Genomic DNA, 17,344 nt, shown 5'->3' with positions numbered 1-17,344 from the left:
AAATTTTATCTAGTTTTAGATATTTCCTGAGCTTTGCGAGGATATACTTTTCCGTCGTCATCATCTTGAACAAGAATGATTCCGGAAGAGTACACTCCCAACACGCGACCCGCGTAGTAAGCGCCGTTTCGGTAAGGACCCGATACAACACGGTCACCGACGCAGATTCCTTTGTTGCCTTCGCAACGAACAGATTTCATCACAACATTGGCAAGACGAAGATAAGATTTTCCATCATCATCATCACGAACGTTCAAAAGTCCGTTAGAGTAAACGCCTTCAATTCTTCCTGAATAGTATTTATTATTTGTAAATGGACCCGACAAAACTTTGTCGCCCACACAGTTTCCAGAAGAATCGCAGCGCACAGACACATGAATGTCTTTCGCAATGCGAACATAAACTTTGCCGTCATCGTTATCGCGAACACGGATTTTTCCATTTGAATAAACGTCAACCACGGAACCATAGTAGTATTTATTGTCCGTGAAAGGTCCTGAAAGAACGCTCGCTCTTTCACAAATATTTTTTGAAGACTCACAGGTGATGCGTTTTCCCAAAAGAGTTAAATCGCGAACATATGTTTTCCCGTCGTCGTCATCGCGCACCAGAGCTTGGTTGTTGCGGTACACTTCCACCACTCTGCCCGTGTAGTATTTGTTTTCTCTCAGTGGGCCAGAAAGAACCACATCACCCGCAGAGATTCTTGTATCCACATAAACCGGTGGTCTGTCTGGAGTTTGAGGTCTGTTCGGAACATCAGGACGCTGAGGAACAACCGGAGATCTTTCAATTCTTAAAGCGAGCTTAGGAACACCACGGTCAGCAATCGCCGTTAACATCACATCAGCTTCTGCGGAATAAGACTCTGCCAAAATTTCGATAGAAATTACGCGATCACTTAAGTTCAAATTTTCTGACGCCGTGACGGAGCCTGTTGGTAATACCGCTGTATTGCGGTACTCACGCACGTCAATTCTTTGACCATTCTCTGTCACTAAAGTGGCTTGATGAATCTTAAGCTGACTGTTTGTCACACGCAGATCCAAACGCAACAACGAAAGAGGCTGTTGCAAATCGATTTTGTAAAGCGTGCCACCGGATTTGCGAGAGATCTCAGAGATCGCCACGGAACCTGCATACTGAGACTGAACCGGCTCTGTCACCACAGGTGTTGCGGGAATCGCCGGAAGTTCTTGATTGGCACCGTCAAAATCCGGAAGGTCCGAAAGAACTTGCGCGTGCGCTGTTTGCATCAAAGTTAAAGCCGCTAAGAATGTTGAAATAGCTGAGCGTTTCATCTGGTATCTCCTAGCGAATCTTTTTTGCAAGTAGTTTAGCGTCAACAAACGTGTCGTAATAACCGCTTCTAACGAACAACGCTTGGCCATTTTCAAAAATTTCCGCAACAAGGCCCATCGTATTAGAGAAAATTACCGTATCTCCGGCGCAAATCCCTGTTACACGTTCACACTGCACGGATCTTGATAACGAAACTGAGTCAGCAAACGTGTCGTAATAACCAGCACGTTGGAGCAAGACTTTACCGTTAGCAAAAATGGCAGCCACAGTGCCCACCGACGATGAGAAGTACACACGGGCTCCGAGACAAAGGGCTCCAAGACAACGAACTGATTTCGCCAAGGCGCTTGTATCAACATAAGTCGGATAGTATCCATTACGGTCTAATAAAGCTTGATTATTCGCATAAATTGTTCTGATTTTTCCTACAGATCCTTGATAATAAACGGTGTCGCCGACACAAACAGTTCCTGTTGACGAACAACTCGTGGCTTTAGCAACAGAGCGATAATCCACAAACGTGTCATAGTAACCAATACGCTCTAAAAGCACCTTGCCATTATCATATAAAGCCGTCACTTTTCCTGATGTTCCCGAGAAGATAACAGCATCTCCCTCACAGAGTGATCCCAGGCATTTCACATATTTCGCTAAAGACGACGCTTCAACAAAGGTATCATAGTAGCCATTGCGAATCAGACGGACTTTTCCATTTGAGAAAACTTCTTTCGCATAGCCCATGGTATTTTCAAAAAGAACGTCATCTTTTACACAGATTTTACCGACGCAAGAAATAGATTTCGCCAAATCGCGAAGATCCACAGTTACGTCATAATATCCATCACGCGCGACAACGGCCTTTCCATTTGAAAAAATACTGCGAACCTCGCCGACAGAATTTGAATAATAAACTCGATCGCCTGTGCGGATCACCGTATCTCGAGGTCTCGCAGGAACTGGCGGTGGAGGAGGTGTTGGTCTTACAGATACACTTTGGTTATCGCCGTCTGAGTTTGCTGACGGAATCGTTGTTGCAGGACGATCCACAGTCACCGTCATTTTAGGAACTTCGCGATCACCGACAGCCGTCAACATAATGTCGGCTTCACCGCCGAAAGATTCTGCAAGAAGTTCGATAGAAGCAATGCGATCACTTTGATTTAAATTTTCAAAAGAAGTAAGAGAGTCCGTCGCAAGAACACTGGTGTTTTTCAGTTGGCGCACGTCAATTCTTTGACCTGCATCTGTCACCAATGTCGTTTGCAAAATTTTAAGCTGATTGACGGTAACACGAACATCTAAACGGATTAAAGAAAGAGCCTGTTTAAGTTCAACTTTATATAAAGTGCCGCCTGATTTTCTCGACATGCCACTAAGAGCGACGGAGCCGGCGAACTGTGTTTGCACAGTTCCTGTATTTTGAGAGGTCGCTGTAGGTTGTGATGGGATCGGAGGCAATTGCTCCGTAACCCCATCGAAACTGGGGAGATCCGTAAGATCCGCATACGCAGAGTTCTGCGCAAAACTCAAAGCCGCGAGCACACTCGCAATCAAACGACGTTTCATAAAGGCTCCTTAAATTTTGATTCCGTGAGCCTTATTCCAAACTTCGTGCCTGTTCCGTGATGTTCCTAAAGCAAATTAAAACACTATAAGAAGTATTCACCTGTCTCAAGTTTAGACAGGGGCCCTTTTTCGGGGGCTTTTTCTTGAGGAAAAACATAGACCTATGTGGTCCCTTTTGTTATCTCGCAGCTTTCAAATTCGTCACCTGCTTCGCGAACTTTCCCTGCGGTATTTCTTTTGTCATTTAAAGGAGAAGTTCTATGAGATCTTACGGTGTTTTACTTCCAAGTTTGCTGCTTGCACTCTCTGCATGCTCGCCCGATGTGCACACACATCACCTTCCCGACACATCCCATTCGGAATCCGTGATTGGCGGAGAAGAAATTCACGAGCGCTACACCGAAGCCGCCAAGAGTGTTGTTGTCGTAGAGATCGTCAACAGTCATGGCCAGGCTGTTTCGTTTTGCACAGGAACTTTGATTGGTACAAACTCGGTGCTCACCGCAGGCCATTGCTTTGATAAAGCACACATTCCTCAGCTTGCGGGTTTCAATGTGGTCTTCACCGATAAATATTCTTTCTGGTGGAATAAAACAGAGCGCAAGGGACTCAAGTGGTTCGTGCCGGATTCTTACAACAGCACTAAAAAAGAATACGATCACGATATTGCCGTGGCGTTTTTTTCGGGTTCTCTCCCACAGAACTATCAACCCGTTGCTTACGATACGGATGATCGCACCGACCACTCCAATGCCACCGTCTACGTTTATGGTTACGGAAGATCACAAGACTATACAGGAGGCCGAGGTCAAAGCCCGATGGACTATGTCGGTCAGCTTCATCGCGGCATTATGAAAACGGACGCTCACTATGATCGTATGCCTGACCGCTATTGGACAGACAGAACCGTGCCGGTTTTCATTTGCCAAGGGGATTCCGGCGGTCCGCAGTTCTATCATGAAAATGGCGAGTTAAAAGTTTTAGGCGTGAACTCGGCTGTGTATGGCCCACGACTTCCTAACGGCACAACAAGTTGCAAAGGAATTGCCCAAGCAACGAAGGTCGCCCCGTTTGCGGATTGGATTAAGAAAACTCGCGCTGGATTTTTCAATCAATAGCGCGATGAAGATTTACCACTGAATTTTAGGAAACATTTTAAGAGCGTTTTTACGAGTTTGTTCGCAGAGTTCTTCTTCAGTAATTCCTTTGAGCTCTGCAACGAACTTCGCCGTATGCACCACATAGGCCGGCGTATTCTTTTTTCCACGCATGGGGATGGGTGCTAAAAACGGAGAATCCGTTTCTACGTGAATGCGATCCAGTGGCAGCATTTTAACTGTGCTGCGAAGACTGTCGGCATTTTTAAATGTCACAACACCGCTGATAGAAATATTGTAACCCAGATCCAACGATTGACGAGCGAGCCACTCTGTTCCGGTGAAACAGTGAATGACGCCGGTCACATCGCCTTTAAACTCTTTAAGAATTTCAATCGTGTCTTCTTCGGCATCTCGCGTGTGAATCTCAATCGGCATCTTCGTGCGTTTGGCGATTTCAAGCTGTGCGCGGAAAGCGTCTTGCTGTTCTTGGCGCGGTGACTGATCGTAATAATAATCAAGACCGATTTCACCAATCGCGACAACACAAGGTTCACTGACGTGCTCTTCAATAAATTTTCCAGCGGCTTCCGTATAGACTTTGCCGTCGTGAGGATGGACACCCAACGTGCAATACACATCGGGATAATATTTGCGCGCAATTTCTAAAACAATCGGATGATCGCCAGGCTCTGTGCCAATCGTGATGATTTTCTTTACGCCCGCGGCTTTAGCGTTTGCGATAGAGGCTTCTACACCCTCTTCGAGCATATTTAAATGTGCGTGAATATCTATCCATTCCATAGAAACCATTTTACCTCAGGAAAAAGGTACCTGGTACCTTTTTTAGGGACGAGACGTGATATAGAGTTCTTCAACAACAAGCTGAGGGTCTCTGTTGGCACCCAGGGCTTGTTCTGCGCGCAAAGCCTTCTGAATTAAATCCAAAAGAAACTCACGACTGTATTCTGCCAAGGCCTTTATTAACGGCGCTTGGTCGACGTTGGCGATTTGATTTTTTACGCCTTCTTGCAGATAGATTGCGTCTTTTATAAATCCAACCCAATAAGAGAGCATGCGTTGACCTTGAGCGCGGTCTTTGAATTCAGATCTCCAAAGTTCATTTAAAAGAAAGTCACGGTCTTGCAAAAAGAGATTGAGGATCTCAATTGATTTCTCACGCAACTCTTGTTCAGGACCTTCTTGCAGTTGTGCGAGCTTTTCAAAACTTCCACCTGCCGCACGAACCGCCCACGTAGGCGCTTTCGTTTTGCGTGCCAGATCTTCCGCAGACAAAGGCTTAAACTGCACAATGCGAGAACGTGAACGAATCGTCGCCATGATGCCCGCCACACTGGGAGCAATCAAAAAGAAGAACGTTCCTGGAGGTGGCTCTTCTAAAGTTTTAAGAAGTGAATTGGCCGCTTGAGGATTGAGGCTTTGCGCTTGATCAATGATGACAACGCGATTGCCTGAGAGACTCTTAAGACTTAAGAACTCAATCACCTCGCGCGCTTGTTCCATTTTAATTTGCGCGCCCGAAGGCTCAATCACTTTCAGACCTTCATGCGAGCCTTGAGAAATACGAAAACAAGAAGGACACTTGCCGCAACCACGGGAACTTTGTGGGCAGAGCAACGCTTGCGCAAGTCCCATGGCTGTCAGTTTCTTACCAATACCTGCTGGGCCGACAAACAAATAAGTCTGTCCGGGTTTTCCTTGTTCAAAGGACTCCACCATCTTTTTGATGATGTCTTGGTGTCCTAATACAAAATCCAGCATGCGAGCCATGAGTTAAAACCTATTTTAAAATATTTTTTTCAGCCAAGGCTTTAAGAAGCTGCTGAAATAAAACTTCCGGAGTTTCCTGCGCATTGAGCACAAGCCATGAGCCTGCCTCTTCACGCGCTTGCTTTAAGAAAGATTGACGAACTTTTTCGTGAAACGAATCCGCTTCTGATTCAATGCGATCTTCGCTTTCGCCATTTTGAGCACCACGTCCCTGACGACGACGACGGGACTCTTCCACCGAAAGATCCAGCAGGATCGTCAAATCCGCTTTCAATCCGCCGGTCGCAAAGTCATTCAACATCACAACGTCTTTTTCAGAAATATCCCGGCCCCCGCCTTGGAACGCGACAGAGCTTGCGGCGAAACGATCACACAAAACCCAAACGCCTTGGTTCAGCTTAGGGCGAATCACTTGCTCCACATGTTGTGCACGGCTTGCTTCATACAAAAGAAGTTCTGCACGAGCCAAAGGAGAAGGTCCTTCTGTGCGAAGAATCATGTTGCGGATTTCATCTCCCAAAGGAGTTCCGCCAGGCTCACGGGTGCGATGAAAAGAAATCTGACGTTTTTGCAGCTCACGCTCCAAAGCCATCATCAAAGAACTTTTTCCAGAGCCATCCAGACCCTCAAAAACCAAAAATTTCATTATTCCCGCTTTATTGAATGCAAAGTGCTAATTAAAGACGGGACCGCAAGAGCGTCTTCCCGTTTTAAGAACTTTGTCAGATATTGCGCGGTAGACGTCAACAAATCGCATCGCAACAAGGCGCATTGAGCCCCTAACGTCGCCGATTTGCACCCTCACAAAACCCTTGACCACCGGGGAAACGGTGATTCGGATCAGAGCATTGCGCTCAAAACGATTCGTGAACGTCAATAGATCCGCCAAGGGAGGCGGAGGAAGACCTAAACTGGAGCTTAAACCTGCAGAAAAATAATCCGGTGAAGCCGTGCTAAATCCAGGAACTGCCGGAGGATAAAACGAACTTCCTTTTAAAGTCTCAGCGCCATTGCGACGGCCCAGCGTAATGCCCGCTTTACCGACCACACCTAAAACCGTGACAGCGGCTTTGGTGTTATCGAAATTTTCGGAGTTGTGGAAAATTTCAAAAACAAAAGCACGAGATTGTTTATTAAAAGCAAAACTCAGTCCCACTTCTTCAGCACCACCGCCGCCTTTGCGTAAAATTCCTGTCTCTGCCAAGAGGCCCGCCGAAACACTGACGCCAAACTCGTTGGAGTCAATCACAAGAGGCGCTTGGGACCACAGTTTATAGTCGATACCTTTCAGCACCGCTTGTACGGCTTGGTGACTGCGCTCGTTGAAAGTTCTTTGCACAGAAGGCGTCGCTTCCGTTTCTTTGCCAAAAGCTTTTTTCACTTTGATTTTCACGAAACTGAGACCATCACCGACAAGGCTTCCTGCTCCGAAAGCGAACTTCGTTGTATTCAAAATACGGGCAGCGCTGGAAAGAAATAACAAGCGCATTTCTTGGAATTTTTGTTTGCGGTCTTCTGGCAAACTTTCATAAGGTGCCAGAGGATCGGCTTCTTCAATCGAACCACCGCGCGCAAGAATTTGTTCTTTTACTTTTTCCGGAAGTTTTAAACCTAACGCGGCCTTCATCGCTTCACGATCGGGAATTTTGTCAAAGTCGAAAACGCGTCCATCAGAAAGACGGATCTGCGTGTGTTCTTTTTCTGCGATTTGCGCTTTATCTAAAACGCTTTCAAGAACCTCCGTCTCAATAGGAGATTCTTCCGCCCATGACCAGGTCAGGGGGCTTAACAACACCACAGTGAGCACTAAAAAAGACCACGCATTTTTCATATAAGGACTGCAAAGTGCAAGTGGAGGGCCGCTCTTATATACGCATAACCACCTGATATCACGACTAAAATCTGTATAAGCATTTGACACTAAGACGAGATCCAGTCCGGGCTCTGAGTTTCGCCATGAAAAAGATTATATTCGCGTAGTCTTCAAAATGTTGGGCTGGAACCGAGTTGGAAAAATATTTTCAGGCGCTCACTATCAGGGCCATGGAAACACATAAATTTATCACCAAAATTTTTGCCCTTTTTGTAGCAACACAAATCCTCGGATGTGCGCCGGAAGATTCTGCGGAGACAACGCCTCCTGAAGAGCCGGATCTGCAAGAGCACGAGTTAGACGACTCTTCTCTTTCTGCCATGAGTTCTCCGGAAGACGACTCCAAAGACGTCGGCGAAACACCACCGGAATTCAGTCTTGCTGATGAAGTTAAAAAATATAAAGAGCGCTTTAAAGTGACCGACACTCACACCAAGTTGGTCGACAATCGAGGACACGGAATGCAGGAGCTTTATGGCACTCGGAACTTCCGCGTTGTTCTTCATGGGGTCATGTACCGCGGTGGCGCCAACAATAAATATTTTTACAAACGTCGCGCGAACATCAATCCTCTGCCCACGACAGGCTTAAGAAATCTATGCAAGAATGATTTTTCAACGGCGGTTTATTTGTATTCAGAAAACTATTGGAAAGCGCCGAAGATCGTGAGCTGCCAGGACACCGTGAAGTCCACGGACAACACACTTCGCTACAAACAATACGCAGCGGCCGGAGAAAATAAAAAAATTCTGCGCTTGGTTTACGAACGCATCAAAGGACGACTCAATGGTCCGGTCTACACGCACTGCTGGAATGGGTGGCACTCGTCAGGATTGATTTCTGCCATGGCGCTCAAACAATTCTGTGGCTGGAGCAGTTCACGCGCGGAAGCTTATTGGCGCTTGAACACGGACGGAAACTCTCACGGTTATTCACGCCTGCGCCAAAAACTGCGCCACTTTAAACCATATCCTGAGTTCCGCATCACTGATGAAGAGAAGGCCTTGATCTGTCCTCAGAACTGATTGTATGTTTCTGGAATGAAATTAACTCGAATTGTTTTTGTTGTTGTTTGCGCTCTTGGTTTTCACTCTTCTTTGTTCGCTCAGCAGAACGAGACTTCGACTGCCCCGACTGTCACTGAAGAGAATGCTACTAAACCTTCGGGATTCTCTCTTGAAGCTCTTAAAGAGTCCCGCCAGCGTCGTTCTGAGAATAAGTATTACGTGCTTGGCAATTACGCGCCTTTGGATTTAATTCTTCCCAGCAAGATAGGTGTGACGGCGGGCTTGAATGACGGCGCTGAAAAATCCTGGGAACTGGAATATCTGCGCGGCAGTTTTGGTGTTCCTATTTTTATTGCAGACCTTGGCAGTATCACCGAGCAAAGAATCACTCTGACGAAAAGATCTTTTTTCGGCAATGAAACTTTCAATATCAGTTACGGCATTAGTTACTTTTCTTTGGACGTTCACCTGGGAGATAAATTCGTTAACAACATGAGCAGTCACTACCCTTCTGCTGAAGTTGTGGGCTTGGAATCATGGGGCGTGCATTTCGCTTTGGGAAATCGTTGGACGATTAAAAAGAACATCACCTTTGGAGTGGATTGGTTTTCATGGGCGCAGCCTGTGATTTTGTCGAAGAAAGACGATGACTATGTGAAATACGCGACCAATGATGATTACAAAGATGACGTGGACACAGCTTTGAATATCGCTGCTTATCTTCCGCGCATTTCACTTTTAAAACTGCAGTTGGGAATTATGTTTTAAGGGTTGTCAGCAACCCATTTCTCTCCCGATTTCGTGAATTTTAAAACCGTCAAAGGCTGATAATCGGTCTCTGTATTTTGACCTGTCTGCCTGCGAATCAAAACCAAAGCCTCTCCGAAATTAAAACGGCGGGCTTTGTCGGGATCCACTTTCGCCGCAATCGAGATCAGGGTCTGGCGCATCTTCGGTGAATAAGTTTTTACAACCAAGGTGGCTGTCGCCGCGGTCTCGCCGATAAAGTTCACGTTCTCGGCCTCAACCTCGGAACGATTGCCGACATACTCCACATACGCCTGACGAAGCCAATCGGATTGTCCCAAACCGTCGTCGGCCTCTTTCTTAAGCACTTCCATAAATTTAGCTTTGCCAATTTCCTCTGCCTGTTTTTTAAGCTTCCCCTCTTTGGAGGTGCAGGCCGAAAGAGTTAGAATCATGGTGCCGATCAATGCGAGTAGGAGTTTTTTCATAAGGATTAGTTTATAGAGGCGGCGCCATTTGAAAAGACCAGTATTTAGCATTGCGCGTCATTCGTTGGGATTTCAGGCACTTTGGGGTGGACGAAGCCCCCCGTTTATCCCTATATTCAGGGATCTTTGGGAGATATTAGAAAATGGCTACTTTCATCGGAATTCTGCATATCGTTGTTGCTCTTGTTTTGATCGTTCTTGTGTTGATTCAAGACTCAAAAAGCGACGGCGCATTGGGTATGGGCGGATCTAGCGGTTCCAACTCTTTGTTGGGTGCAACAGGCGCGCAAACTTTGGCTGGTAAAATGACAGTATGGGCGGCGATCGTTTTTGCTGTGACTTGCTTAACTTTGTCAGTTTTGACTTCTTCAAAAACAAAATCTGTTGTTGATACTTTGCCTTTGCCAACAGCTCCGGCGACAGCACCTGCAACAACGACTCCGACTGCTGACGCAAATGCAGCGGCGGCAACTGCGGCTCCGGCTGCGACTGCAACTCCAGCGACTTCTCCTGCAGCCACTGCGACTCCTGCTACTAAGTAATTAGTGATATTCGCTTCGTTCTTCGCTATAGTTTCTCTATGGCGAAGAACAACTGGTTGATCTCTACATTGATAGTCCTGGGCATTTTTAGCGTCGCCCTTTCTCTCTTTATCGCAACACAAACTGAAAAACAAAAACCAGGTGCAAGACCTCTGGCCCGTATTGAATTGAACTTAGGCAAGGTCTTCATTCTTCGTAACAACCTCACACAGAAAGAAACTCTGACGAAACGAGCGACTTTGTTTGCTTTGGATTCTGTTGAAACCAGTGTTGATGGTGACGCCACAATGGAGTTCGACTCCGCCTATCGCATTCGTGTTCAAGAAAATTCTTTAATCACTTTGGATGAAGAAAATGATCGCATCGTTTTGATTATTAAGCGCGGTGATCTGCAAGTAGAAAACTTCGGTCGCGAAGGCACGGTTTATATTTCTAAAGACGGCATTCGCTGGAGTGCGACGGATTATGAAATGAATTACAAAAAACAAGCCCCTGCTGAAACTTTGCCAGACCTGGCTCCTTCAGAAGGTGTAACTCCGCCACCAGCAACAACGATGTCAGAGGGACTGACTTCCGAATTTATTCAAGACACTTTGAAAACTCAGCGCGGTTCTTTCTTTAAATGCTACACGCAGTTGTTACAAAAAACTCCCGGCGTGGTTGGACAAGCGTCCATCAGCTTCACCATTGAGCGCACAGGCAAAGTCACTCAAGCGGAGATCGCTTCCTCAAGTATCAACGATGCCGGCTTCAAAAAATGCCTGCTCGACGCCATCAAACGCGTCGAATTCAAAGCCTTCAGCGGAGATCCAATCTCAACGGTTTTCCCTCTGCGTTTTGAGTAATTTTTATCCGGCAGGCCTGGCGCTCCGGACTTGAATTCTATTCAGTCTTAAGCTGAACCTTCCCGAGCTTTGCATAGCTACATCCTTATTAACTTGACAATGTCCCCTATTTGGGACATAAGAAAGAAGGATGTGATGTTTGTTCACCCTGTTTTTCTGCATCCGCCAGCACAAAAGGAAATCCAGTCCTGGCCGCTTTCGGTAAAAAAAGATTTAGGCGGTATACTCACGCAGCTTCAGAAAGGTGAAAAGGTCGGATTTCCAGATACACGAGCTATGAGTGCTGTAGCTCCAGGAGTGATCGAAATACGCTTGAAGGGCACTGACGGAATTTTTCGAGCTTTTTATATTCTAAAAAGTCACACGGGAATTATTGTCTTTCATGCATTTCAAAAGAAAAGCCAAAAGACACCAAGGCAAGAAATTGAAACTGGCAGAATAAGACTCGCGGATTTTTTAAGGGAGTTGCAAAATGAAGAAAACGACTAAAAAGGTAAAAGCCATCAGGACTTCTCACGAATTGGCAAATGCTTTAGGCATCAGCTCTCCGGTCGACCAAGCCATGATGACATACAAAGCAGAACTCTCTTCTTTAGCGGTTAAAGCCATCGAAAATTCAGGGCTTACTGTGAATGAAATTGTCGAGCGCTCAGGCGTCGCTCGCTCAAAAGTTTCCGCCATTAAAAATGGAGCTATCGCTGGCATCTCCTTGGAACTTTTCTTAAAAGTCATTATGGGATGCGGGAAAAGAATTACGATCAAAGCGGCTTAGCGATAATCGTGGAGGTAGTCGATGCGATCGGGAATCCAAGGTTCGTGGACGCCTTCCATTTCGAAGACACGGCCGTCTTCGACCTTCTTTTCTTTGAGTGGTTGCACTGAAGGCTCAAAAGAAGAATGCAGAAGTCCTTTTTCAATGAAGAAGGCTTTTACTTCTAAGAAAGCTCTTTCGCCTAAAACGCCGCGACGGATGAATTCGTCGAAGCTTTTCATCAGTTCTTCAGGTGTGTAGCCGTAGTTGTAAATCATGTCTTGGATGACGGAATAAATTCCCTCAAGGCCTAAGCGATGATCTTGGTATAAATCCAAAGCCACTTGAAATGTGTTGTACGTTGCGAGTGTTCTGCGACCAAATTTCAAATAGTAATCAGGATCTGTGTCTGTGGCGAGGTTGATATAGATTTTTTCCACCGGATCATTTTCAGGAATGTTGGCCTGAAGTTCCAGAATGGTATTCACCTGCTCGCCGGTGACGTTTAATTTTTCAAGAGTCGTGCGAATGTCATTCGCGCCCAAACGACGTGAACAAATGTCTGAGTAGAGATTATAAATGATCGCGTCTGTTTCGCTGTCATCTCCCCAACAGATTTGACGAACGTTATCGGCCAAGCGCGTGCGCAGTTGCAAAAGTGCCTGCAGCTTGTAGCCCACCTGTTTCGTCAAACGCCAAAAGCGGCCGGGACGAAGATTCGCCAGATTGTCCTTATAAAAACAACCGAAAGGACGGATGTTATCCAGCGCGAATTTTTCAGAAATTCTTTCCTCCATTTGTGGAGGAGACGCCGAAATAAAATAAATCGGAAAATACATGTAACCTTTTTGCTGCTTGCGGTACTCCGACAAAGACTGCATCAAGGTGTTCGTGCCTGGAATGTTTTTCTTATTAAGCGCGCGCTCAAGAACCGTGGTCATCAAGCCCGAGAGTGAATCGATGGTGGTGTCCAAATAAGTCTTATCGATGTCCCATATAAAGACCTCGTCATGACTTTTTTCCATTCCCTCAGAAACGTAACGGAAAAAAACCACATCACCATTCATTTCACTGCGATCGCGCCAATCAGCCATGAATTGATTCTGTCAGCCTTCAGCCTCGAGGTCAAAAACAACCCGAACCCTGAGCTGGCTCTGCCATTTGGCGGCAACGAACTTGCGCGCTAGAACATTTCACACGGATGTGAAAATGATTGTGGTGGTCCGCATCGGGGATCAAGCGACGGAGTGTTTCCTGCGCTAGACCATCATTTCTGTCCCTATGCAGCTCATCATTTTTAATGGCAAGGTCACACAAAGCCTTTTTCAAAACTTTGTGAATGAAAATACGGTCGACCAGTTGTGTATCAACCACACTTTTAAAGAGCTTCCATTGCTGTTCTAGCATCCAGTTAGCATGTGGTTTATCCACAGCCACGGCCGAAGCAAAGTAGCCTTGGAATGATTTGTTATTGAAGTAAAACGCCACGTCCGCATCCAAGCCATTTTGGTGAGACTTGTGCGAACCTAATTTTCCACCAGCTTCGCGAGAAATATCACCCACGGACAATTGATATCCTGGAATTTGTTGCTGCGTGAGCTTTCCCATTTGCGAAATGATATAAGCCATTTCATTGGTCGCAAAGTGAGTTAAACGTTGCGGACGAATGATATGAAAGCCCGTTGGCTGATGATTTTGTTCATAGCTCAACATATTCGCGGCATTTTCAAGGCGACCATTGTTGACCGGACCAATTGCCTGACTCACCTTTTTTATTTCAGATTTTGCAGGAGTTTCCGCCTTTGGCTCTTCTTTTTTTGGTTCGTCTTTCTTCGGCTCTTCACGCTTAGGTTCTTCTTTTTTAGGTTCTTCGCGTTTGGGTTCGTCCTTTTTAGGAGGAGTTCCTGTTTTTGGTTCCTCTTTTTTAGGCTCACCTTTTTTGGGTTCTTCTTTCTTAGGTTCTTCCTTCTTTGGCTCTTCTTTTTTGGGAGCTTCTGGAATGACATTCAAAAGAGATTCAATATCTTCTTTAACGCTTCCGATATATTGACCTGGCTCGCCTTCCACTTCGTCAGCCCCGCCTTCTGATTCCAAGCCGTCTTCGTCATCGCCTTGAGTTTCTTCTTTTTGGTCTTTTTTCTCTTCTTTGTCTTTGCCAGCGTCGGAAGACTTTTCGTCTTCTTTCACTTCCTGATGAGATTCGATCTGATGATGGTAAACGATCCCTTCCGCATAAATATAAATGTCGATGAAAGAAGAATGACATGTTCCTTCTTCACTCAAGCACGTCGCTTTTGCAGCAATACGGACGGTGTCGTTTGTTGGGTGATCTCTGCGGTGGTTTTGTAAATTGATAAATCCGTCAGCACTTAAAATACCAGAGAGATCCAGATTGCGGCTTTCAACAACGCCGCCTTTTGTAGAAAGAAATTCGATCTTTCCGCGCAAACTCATGGACTTGGTTTGCGGATCAAAATTCACAGACATATCTTGAACACGAGTGGCTCCGCGAGCGATGCGATAGCCGTCTTCGTTGACGATCACAGGTTTCTGAGGTTCATAAGTCGTTTTGACTTTGGAACCCTCATCACGAGAGTCCGGAGAACAAGCCCCGAGGATTGTGAAAGAAATTATAATACTAAGAGTAAAAAGGAAGCGTTTCATCCTAAGCTTCCTTATGCAGATTCCGTGCTTTCTGAAATGCAATAAATGGGCGTTCGCTAGTGCGACGCTGTCGAAGTTTTAGCTAGGTATGACAGGAATTGTTCCCGCAACTCCCCATTACGAATCTCGTAGAGGTCTCCGTGATGGCCGCCGGGGATGACCCACATCTCTTTGGGTTCTTTCGCCTCTTTAAACATCCGTTCTGTATTTTTGAGTTCAACCGCGACGTCTTCATTTCCATGAATGAACAACAACGGAATTGGAGAAATATCCGCTACAGATTTAGGAGCATAATCATCACTGATCACAAGATAAGTGATCGGTTGAAAAGCCCATGTCCACCAACGACGGCTCAAAACGTTTCGAGCCATGCCTCGGTAGGATGCAAAACTTGCTTCGATAATCACATTGCGAATCGGAACCGTGTCTTTGATTTCTTCAACGGTTCGCAAAGCCACCGCCCCACCCAGGCTGTGACCATAAATAATCAAAGGGCGAGAGTCTTTTTTTAAGTGCAACCATTCCGCTGCAGCAATTCCCGCTTCCACGGTGCTTTCAGGAGTTGGCTTTCCTGTTGAAAGACCGTAACCAGGATAATCAAAAATAAAATAGTTGTAACCTTGCGCTGGCAACCAATGAAACATCAAAAAGTGCGACGTGAGGTTTTCAGCATTGCCATGAAAAAACAGCAGAGTGCCTTTGCTGGGTGTGGAAACCGTCGACTCGAAATACCAACCGTGGATTTTATTTCCTTTTTGCGTTTCCAAAAAAACGTCTTCGGGATGCATTTTAATTTTCGCCGGATCAAAGAGTTTGTCTTTCAACGGAAAATAAAAAAAAGACTGGCAGCCTGTCAGAAATAGCAACGCAATGCATTTCAAAAAGGTACGGCGTACCTTCAAAAACTTTGTCATACTGGAATCATGAAACGGTTTGAGCATCAATGGCAAGATTTTAAGTGGGTCGACTGCGAAGCTCCTGGGCAAGAGGATTTGGTTAAGCTTGCTGAAGAGTTTTCTCTTCCTTTACAGACCGTCACAACGTGTCTCGATCCAGAGCATTTGCCGAGAGCAGAGTTCTTTGAAAAATCTCTGTTTGTAATTTTGCGCCATCAAGACCCTGAAGCCAAACCCAAAGCTGGCACCATGCAAGAACTGACGACGAAGCTTGTGTTTTTTATGGGAGAAAATTTCATTCTCACCATTCACCGCATGCCGCTTCCTTGCATTTCTAATAGAAAAGACAAAGCAGCTTTCGAGAACATGACTCAGATCAGTTTGGTGAAAAGTCTTTTCTTACAAACTCTAAAAAGCTTCGATGTTCCTTTGGATGAGCTTGATTCTAAAACGGACGTGATTGAGCAGCGCGTGTTTACTCTTAAACGTAAAAGCATTTTACGTGAAGGCTATATGATAAAAAGGAAAATTTCTTCTTATCGCAAAGTCTTTAAATTTACTGCCGACATTCTCAATAAAATCCCGACGGAAGTTGCAATTTCTTTGCGCGATTTAGCTCAAGTGAAAGAGCCTTTGGATAAACACATTTTCTATGCCGATGACATCCAAGAAGAGATCACGGGACTTTTGAATTTGCATCTGTCTTTAATGTCACAAAAAACCAACGAAGCGTCTTATCGCACCAACGAAGTGATGCGCGTATTGACAGTGTTCTCGATCTTCTTTTTGCCGCTCAATTTTATTGCCGGCGTTTACGGAATGAATTTTGAGAATATGCCGGAGTTGCGCACTCACAACGGATACTTTGTCACTTTGGCCGTGATGGCCCTTGTGGTTTTTGCCATCACGATTTGGATTTATAAAAAAGGCTGGCTTAAAAAAGACGAACTTTAAGTGTGAGCGCGGGCTTGCACAAACGAATAGTAAAAGACCGCATTTGGATCGCTGGCCACTTTCGCCATTTCGTCTTTCATACCTTGCACGACTTCTTCAGAAACGCATTTCGCTGCAAGCAATTGATCGCTTGCACTTAAAAGCAATTCTGTCCAATACTCGATGCAATCCTTACGAGCTTGCGGAGAGCGATTGTCCAAGAACCATGTTTTCACTTCTGTTTGAATATCGCGATATCCTAATTGCAAAAGAAAATTTCCAAGCTTAGCTCCGACAAACGGATCACCTTGTTGTTCAAGCTGATATTCGTTAAACGCCATCCAATACTTCCAAACATTCGGGGAATAAGGATCTAAGAAAAAAGATGCGTTCATCACTTCAGTGATGTAAATGACGGAACCAGGACGCAACACCCGACGGACTTCCGAAAGAACTCGAATCGGATCAGGAACGTGTTCTAAAATCCAACACAAGAAGGCTCCATCAAAAGAGTTTGAAGAAAACTTCATTGCTGTGGCGTCCATCTCTTTGAGATCAAAGCGACCTGCGGCTCCAGGAAGATTCGACAAACGAGTTTTCGCGGCTTGCAATTGTTTGGGACTGCGATCAATGCCAGTAATTTTTAAATCAGGAAAACGACGCAAAAGAATTTCACTTTGTGCACCAACACCGCAACCCACTTCCAACAAATGTTGAACGGAAGATAAATTGATATTTTGATAAACTGTGAATTCACCAAAACGCGCCTGCTTGCGAAGACGCTCTTGTTCATCTTGTGTAAAACCATGAAGATACGGAAAGCTTGCCGTCTCAGACATCAC

19 protein-coding genes are annotated in these 17,344 nt (G+C 45.5%); 8 read left to right on the top strand and 11 right to left on the bottom strand.

Features of this window, described 5'->3' with window-relative positions:
- Window positions 1-5 precede the first annotated feature (5 nt).
- Both AAAA78_RS04855 and AAAA78_RS04850 read right to left on the bottom strand, forming a co-directional pair.
- Window positions 6-1,301, bottom strand: coding sequence for a beta-sandwich domain-containing protein (locus tag AAAA78_RS04855; RefSeq protein ID WP_340590642.1), 1,296 nt, complete (start codon window positions 1,299-1,301; stop codon window positions 6-8).
- Window positions 1,302-1,311: 10 nt separating this feature from the next.
- Window positions 1,312-2,868 carry a beta-sandwich domain-containing protein gene (locus AAAA78_RS04850; protein ID WP_340590641.1) on the bottom strand — a complete coding sequence of 519 codons (1,557 nt, stop codon included), beginning with the start codon at window positions 2,866-2,868 and terminating at the stop codon, window positions 1,312-1,314.
- 260 nt (window positions 2,869-3,128) lie between these two features.
- Here AAAA78_RS04850 and AAAA78_RS04845 point away from each other — a divergent pair, with 260 nt between their 5' ends.
- A complete protein-coding gene (locus AAAA78_RS04845) occupies window positions 3,129-3,986 on the top strand; it encodes a S1 family peptidase (protein WP_340590640.1) in 858 nt (285 codons plus the stop codon).
- 12 nt (window positions 3,987-3,998) lie between these two features.
- Here AAAA78_RS04845 and AAAA78_RS04840 read toward each other — a convergent pair whose 3' ends face one another.
- From AAAA78_RS04840 to AAAA78_RS04825, 4 genes are read right to left on the bottom strand one after another with little or no spacing between them, the layout of a single operon-like run.
- On the bottom strand, window positions 3,999-4,769 hold the full coding sequence (locus tag AAAA78_RS04840; RefSeq protein WP_340590638.1) for a TatD family hydrolase: 771 nt from the start codon (window positions 4,767-4,769) through the stop codon (window positions 3,999-4,001).
- A 42-nt stretch (window positions 4,770-4,811) separates the two neighbouring features.
- Window positions 4,812-5,756 carry a DNA polymerase III subunit delta' gene (gene holB, locus AAAA78_RS04835; RefSeq protein ID WP_340590637.1) on the bottom strand — a complete coding sequence of 315 codons (945 nt, stop codon included), beginning with the start codon at window positions 5,754-5,756 and terminating at the stop codon, window positions 4,812-4,814.
- A 10-nt stretch (window positions 5,757-5,766) separates the two neighbouring features.
- Entirely contained in the window at window positions 5,767-6,402 is a 636-nt protein-coding gene (tmk, locus tag AAAA78_RS04830; RefSeq protein WP_340590636.1) for a dTMP kinase, read from the bottom strand.
- A gap of 27 nt (window positions 6,403-6,429) precedes the next feature.
- Window positions 6,430-7,587 (bottom strand): hypothetical protein, encoded by a 1,158-nt coding sequence (locus AAAA78_RS04825; RefSeq protein WP_340590635.1) that lies wholly within the window; start codon window positions 7,585-7,587, stop codon window positions 6,430-6,432.
- 212 nt (window positions 7,588-7,799) lie between these two features.
- Between AAAA78_RS04825 and AAAA78_RS04820 the strand changes: the two genes are divergently transcribed.
- The gene (locus AAAA78_RS04820; RefSeq protein WP_340590633.1) at window positions 7,800-8,654 is read left to right on the top strand and encodes a hypothetical protein; all 855 of its coding nucleotides are present in this window, start codon (window positions 7,800-7,802) and stop codon (window positions 8,652-8,654) included.
- A 15-nt stretch (window positions 8,655-8,669) separates the two neighbouring features.
- The gene (locus tag AAAA78_RS04815; RefSeq protein ID WP_340590632.1) at window positions 8,670-9,404 is read left to right on the top strand and encodes a hypothetical protein; all 735 of its coding nucleotides are present in this window, start codon (window positions 8,670-8,672) and stop codon (window positions 9,402-9,404) included.
- Here the strand turns inward: AAAA78_RS04815 and AAAA78_RS04810 are convergent.
- On the bottom strand, window positions 9,401-9,871 hold the full coding sequence (locus AAAA78_RS04810; protein WP_340590630.1) for a hypothetical protein: 471 nt from the start codon (window positions 9,869-9,871) through the stop codon (window positions 9,401-9,403). The two genes, AAAA78_RS04815 and AAAA78_RS04810, sit on opposite strands and share 4 nt — an antisense overlap.
- Window positions 9,872-10,014: 143 nt before the next feature.
- Here AAAA78_RS04810 and secG point away from each other — a divergent pair, with 143 nt between their 5' ends.
- From secG to AAAA78_RS04790, 4 genes are all read left to right on the top strand, one after another.
- A complete protein-coding gene (gene secG / locus AAAA78_RS04805) occupies window positions 10,015-10,413 on the top strand; it encodes a preprotein translocase subunit SecG (RefSeq protein ID WP_340590629.1) in 399 nt (132 codons plus the stop codon).
- Between the two features lie 38 nt (window positions 10,414-10,451).
- On the top strand, window positions 10,452-11,258 hold the full coding sequence (locus tag AAAA78_RS04800) for a TonB family protein (RefSeq protein WP_340590628.1): 807 nt from the start codon (window positions 10,452-10,454) through the stop codon (window positions 11,256-11,258).
- 135 nt (window positions 11,259-11,393) lie between these two features.
- Complete coding sequence (locus tag AAAA78_RS04795; protein WP_340590627.1) at window positions 11,394-11,747, top strand: type II toxin-antitoxin system RelE/ParE family toxin; 354 nt, start codon at window positions 11,394-11,396, stop codon at window positions 11,745-11,747.
- Window positions 11,731-12,030, top strand: a complete 300-nt coding sequence (locus tag AAAA78_RS04790) for an XRE family transcriptional regulator (RefSeq protein ID WP_340590626.1) — start codon at window positions 11,731-11,733, stop codon at window positions 12,028-12,030. The genes AAAA78_RS04795 and AAAA78_RS04790 overlap by 17 nt, the downstream gene beginning before the upstream one ends.
- On the opposite strand, the gene AAAA78_RS04785 is transcribed toward AAAA78_RS04790, so the two are convergent.
- From AAAA78_RS04785 to AAAA78_RS04775, 3 genes are read right to left on the bottom strand one after another with little or no spacing between them, the layout of a single operon-like run.
- A complete protein-coding gene (locus AAAA78_RS04785; protein ID WP_340590625.1) occupies window positions 12,027-13,103 on the bottom strand; it encodes a phosphatase domain-containing protein in 1,077 nt (358 codons plus the stop codon). The genes AAAA78_RS04790 and AAAA78_RS04785 overlap by 4 nt on opposite strands.
- A 31-nt stretch (window positions 13,104-13,134) precedes the next feature.
- Complete coding sequence (locus AAAA78_RS04780) at window positions 13,135-14,673, bottom strand: penicillin-insensitive murein endopeptidase (protein WP_340590624.1); 1,539 nt, start codon at window positions 14,671-14,673, stop codon at window positions 13,135-13,137.
- A 56-nt stretch (window positions 14,674-14,729) separates the two neighbouring features.
- Entirely contained in the window at window positions 14,730-15,587 is an 858-nt protein-coding gene (locus tag AAAA78_RS04775) for an alpha/beta hydrolase (protein ID WP_340590623.1), read from the bottom strand.
- A gap of 9 nt (window positions 15,588-15,596) precedes the next feature.
- Here AAAA78_RS04775 and AAAA78_RS04770 point away from each other — a divergent pair, with 9 nt between their 5' ends.
- On the top strand, window positions 15,597-16,523 hold the full coding sequence (locus AAAA78_RS04770; RefSeq protein ID WP_340590622.1) for a CorA family divalent cation transporter: 927 nt from the start codon (window positions 15,597-15,599) through the stop codon (window positions 16,521-16,523).
- On the opposite strand, the gene AAAA78_RS04765 is transcribed toward AAAA78_RS04770, so the two are convergent.
- The gene (locus AAAA78_RS04765) at window positions 16,520-17,341 is read right to left on the bottom strand and encodes a class I SAM-dependent methyltransferase (RefSeq protein ID WP_340590621.1); all 822 of its coding nucleotides are present in this window, start codon (window positions 17,339-17,341) and stop codon (window positions 16,520-16,522) included. The genes AAAA78_RS04770 and AAAA78_RS04765 overlap by 4 nt on opposite strands.
- Window positions 17,342-17,344 lie beyond the last annotated feature (3 nt).

The sequence above is a fragment of the Bdellovibrio sp. BCCA genome (assembly GCF_037996825.1).
GTDB lineage: Bacteria > Bdellovibrionota > Bdellovibrionia > Bdellovibrionales > Bdellovibrionaceae > Bdellovibrio.
This window is presented reverse-complemented; position numbering and strand designations above follow the sequence as displayed.

Excerpts from the sequence above, each read along its gene's own strand:
- AAAA78_RS04780 (WP_340590624.1), bottom strand. The coding sequence starts at position 14,673 with ATGAAACGCTTCCTTTTTACTCTTAGTATTATAATTTCTTTCACAATC.
- AAAA78_RS04810 (WP_340590630.1), bottom strand. The coding sequence starts at position 9,871 with ATGAAAAAACTCCTACTCGCATTGATCGGCACCATGATTCTAACTCTT.
- AAAA78_RS04840 (WP_340590638.1), bottom strand. The coding sequence starts at position 4,769 with ATGGAATGGATAGATATTCACGCACATTTAAATATGCTCGAAGAGGGT.
- tmk (WP_340590636.1), bottom strand. The coding sequence starts at position 6,402 with ATGAAATTTTTGGTTTTTGAGGGTCTGGATGGCTCTGGAAAAAGTTCT.
- AAAA78_RS04765 (WP_340590621.1), bottom strand. The coding sequence starts at position 17,341 with ATGTCTGAGACGGCAAGCTTTCCGTATCTTCATGGTTTTACACAAGAT.
- AAAA78_RS04850 (WP_340590641.1), bottom strand. The coding sequence starts at position 2,868 with ATGAAACGTCGTTTGATTGCGAGTGTGCTCGCGGCTTTGAGTTTTGCG.
- AAAA78_RS04795 (WP_340590627.1), top strand. The coding sequence starts at position 11,394 with ATGTTTGTTCACCCTGTTTTTCTGCATCCGCCAGCACAAAAGGAAATC.
- AAAA78_RS04790 (WP_340590626.1), top strand. The coding sequence starts at position 11,731 with ATGAAGAAAACGACTAAAAAGGTAAAAGCCATCAGGACTTCTCACGAA.
- AAAA78_RS04785 (WP_340590625.1), bottom strand. The coding sequence starts at position 13,103 with ATGGCTGATTGGCGCGATCGCAGTGAAATGAATGGTGATGTGGTTTTT.
- AAAA78_RS04845 (WP_340590640.1), top strand. The coding sequence starts at position 3,129 with ATGAGATCTTACGGTGTTTTACTTCCAAGTTTGCTGCTTGCACTCTCT.
- AAAA78_RS04825 (WP_340590635.1), bottom strand. The coding sequence starts at position 7,587 with ATGAAAAATGCGTGGTCTTTTTTAGTGCTCACTGTGGTGTTGTTAAGC.
- AAAA78_RS04800 (WP_340590628.1), top strand. The coding sequence starts at position 10,452 with ATGGCGAAGAACAACTGGTTGATCTCTACATTGATAGTCCTGGGCATT.
- AAAA78_RS04855 (WP_340590642.1), bottom strand. The coding sequence starts at position 1,301 with ATGAAACGCTCAGCTATTTCAACATTCTTAGCGGCTTTAACTTTGATG.
- secG (WP_340590629.1), top strand. The coding sequence starts at position 10,015 with ATGGCTACTTTCATCGGAATTCTGCATATCGTTGTTGCTCTTGTTTTG.
- AAAA78_RS04815 (WP_340590632.1), top strand. The coding sequence starts at position 8,670 with ATGAAATTAACTCGAATTGTTTTTGTTGTTGTTTGCGCTCTTGGTTTT.
- AAAA78_RS04775 (WP_340590623.1), bottom strand. The coding sequence starts at position 15,587 with ATGACAAAGTTTTTGAAGGTACGCCGTACCTTTTTGAAATGCATTGCG.
- AAAA78_RS04820 (WP_340590633.1), top strand. The coding sequence starts at position 7,800 with ATGGAAACACATAAATTTATCACCAAAATTTTTGCCCTTTTTGTAGCA.
- holB (WP_340590637.1), bottom strand. The coding sequence starts at position 5,756 with ATGGCTCGCATGCTGGATTTTGTATTAGGACACCAAGACATCATCAAA.
- AAAA78_RS04770 (WP_340590622.1), top strand. The coding sequence starts at position 15,597 with ATGAAACGGTTTGAGCATCAATGGCAAGATTTTAAGTGGGTCGACTGC.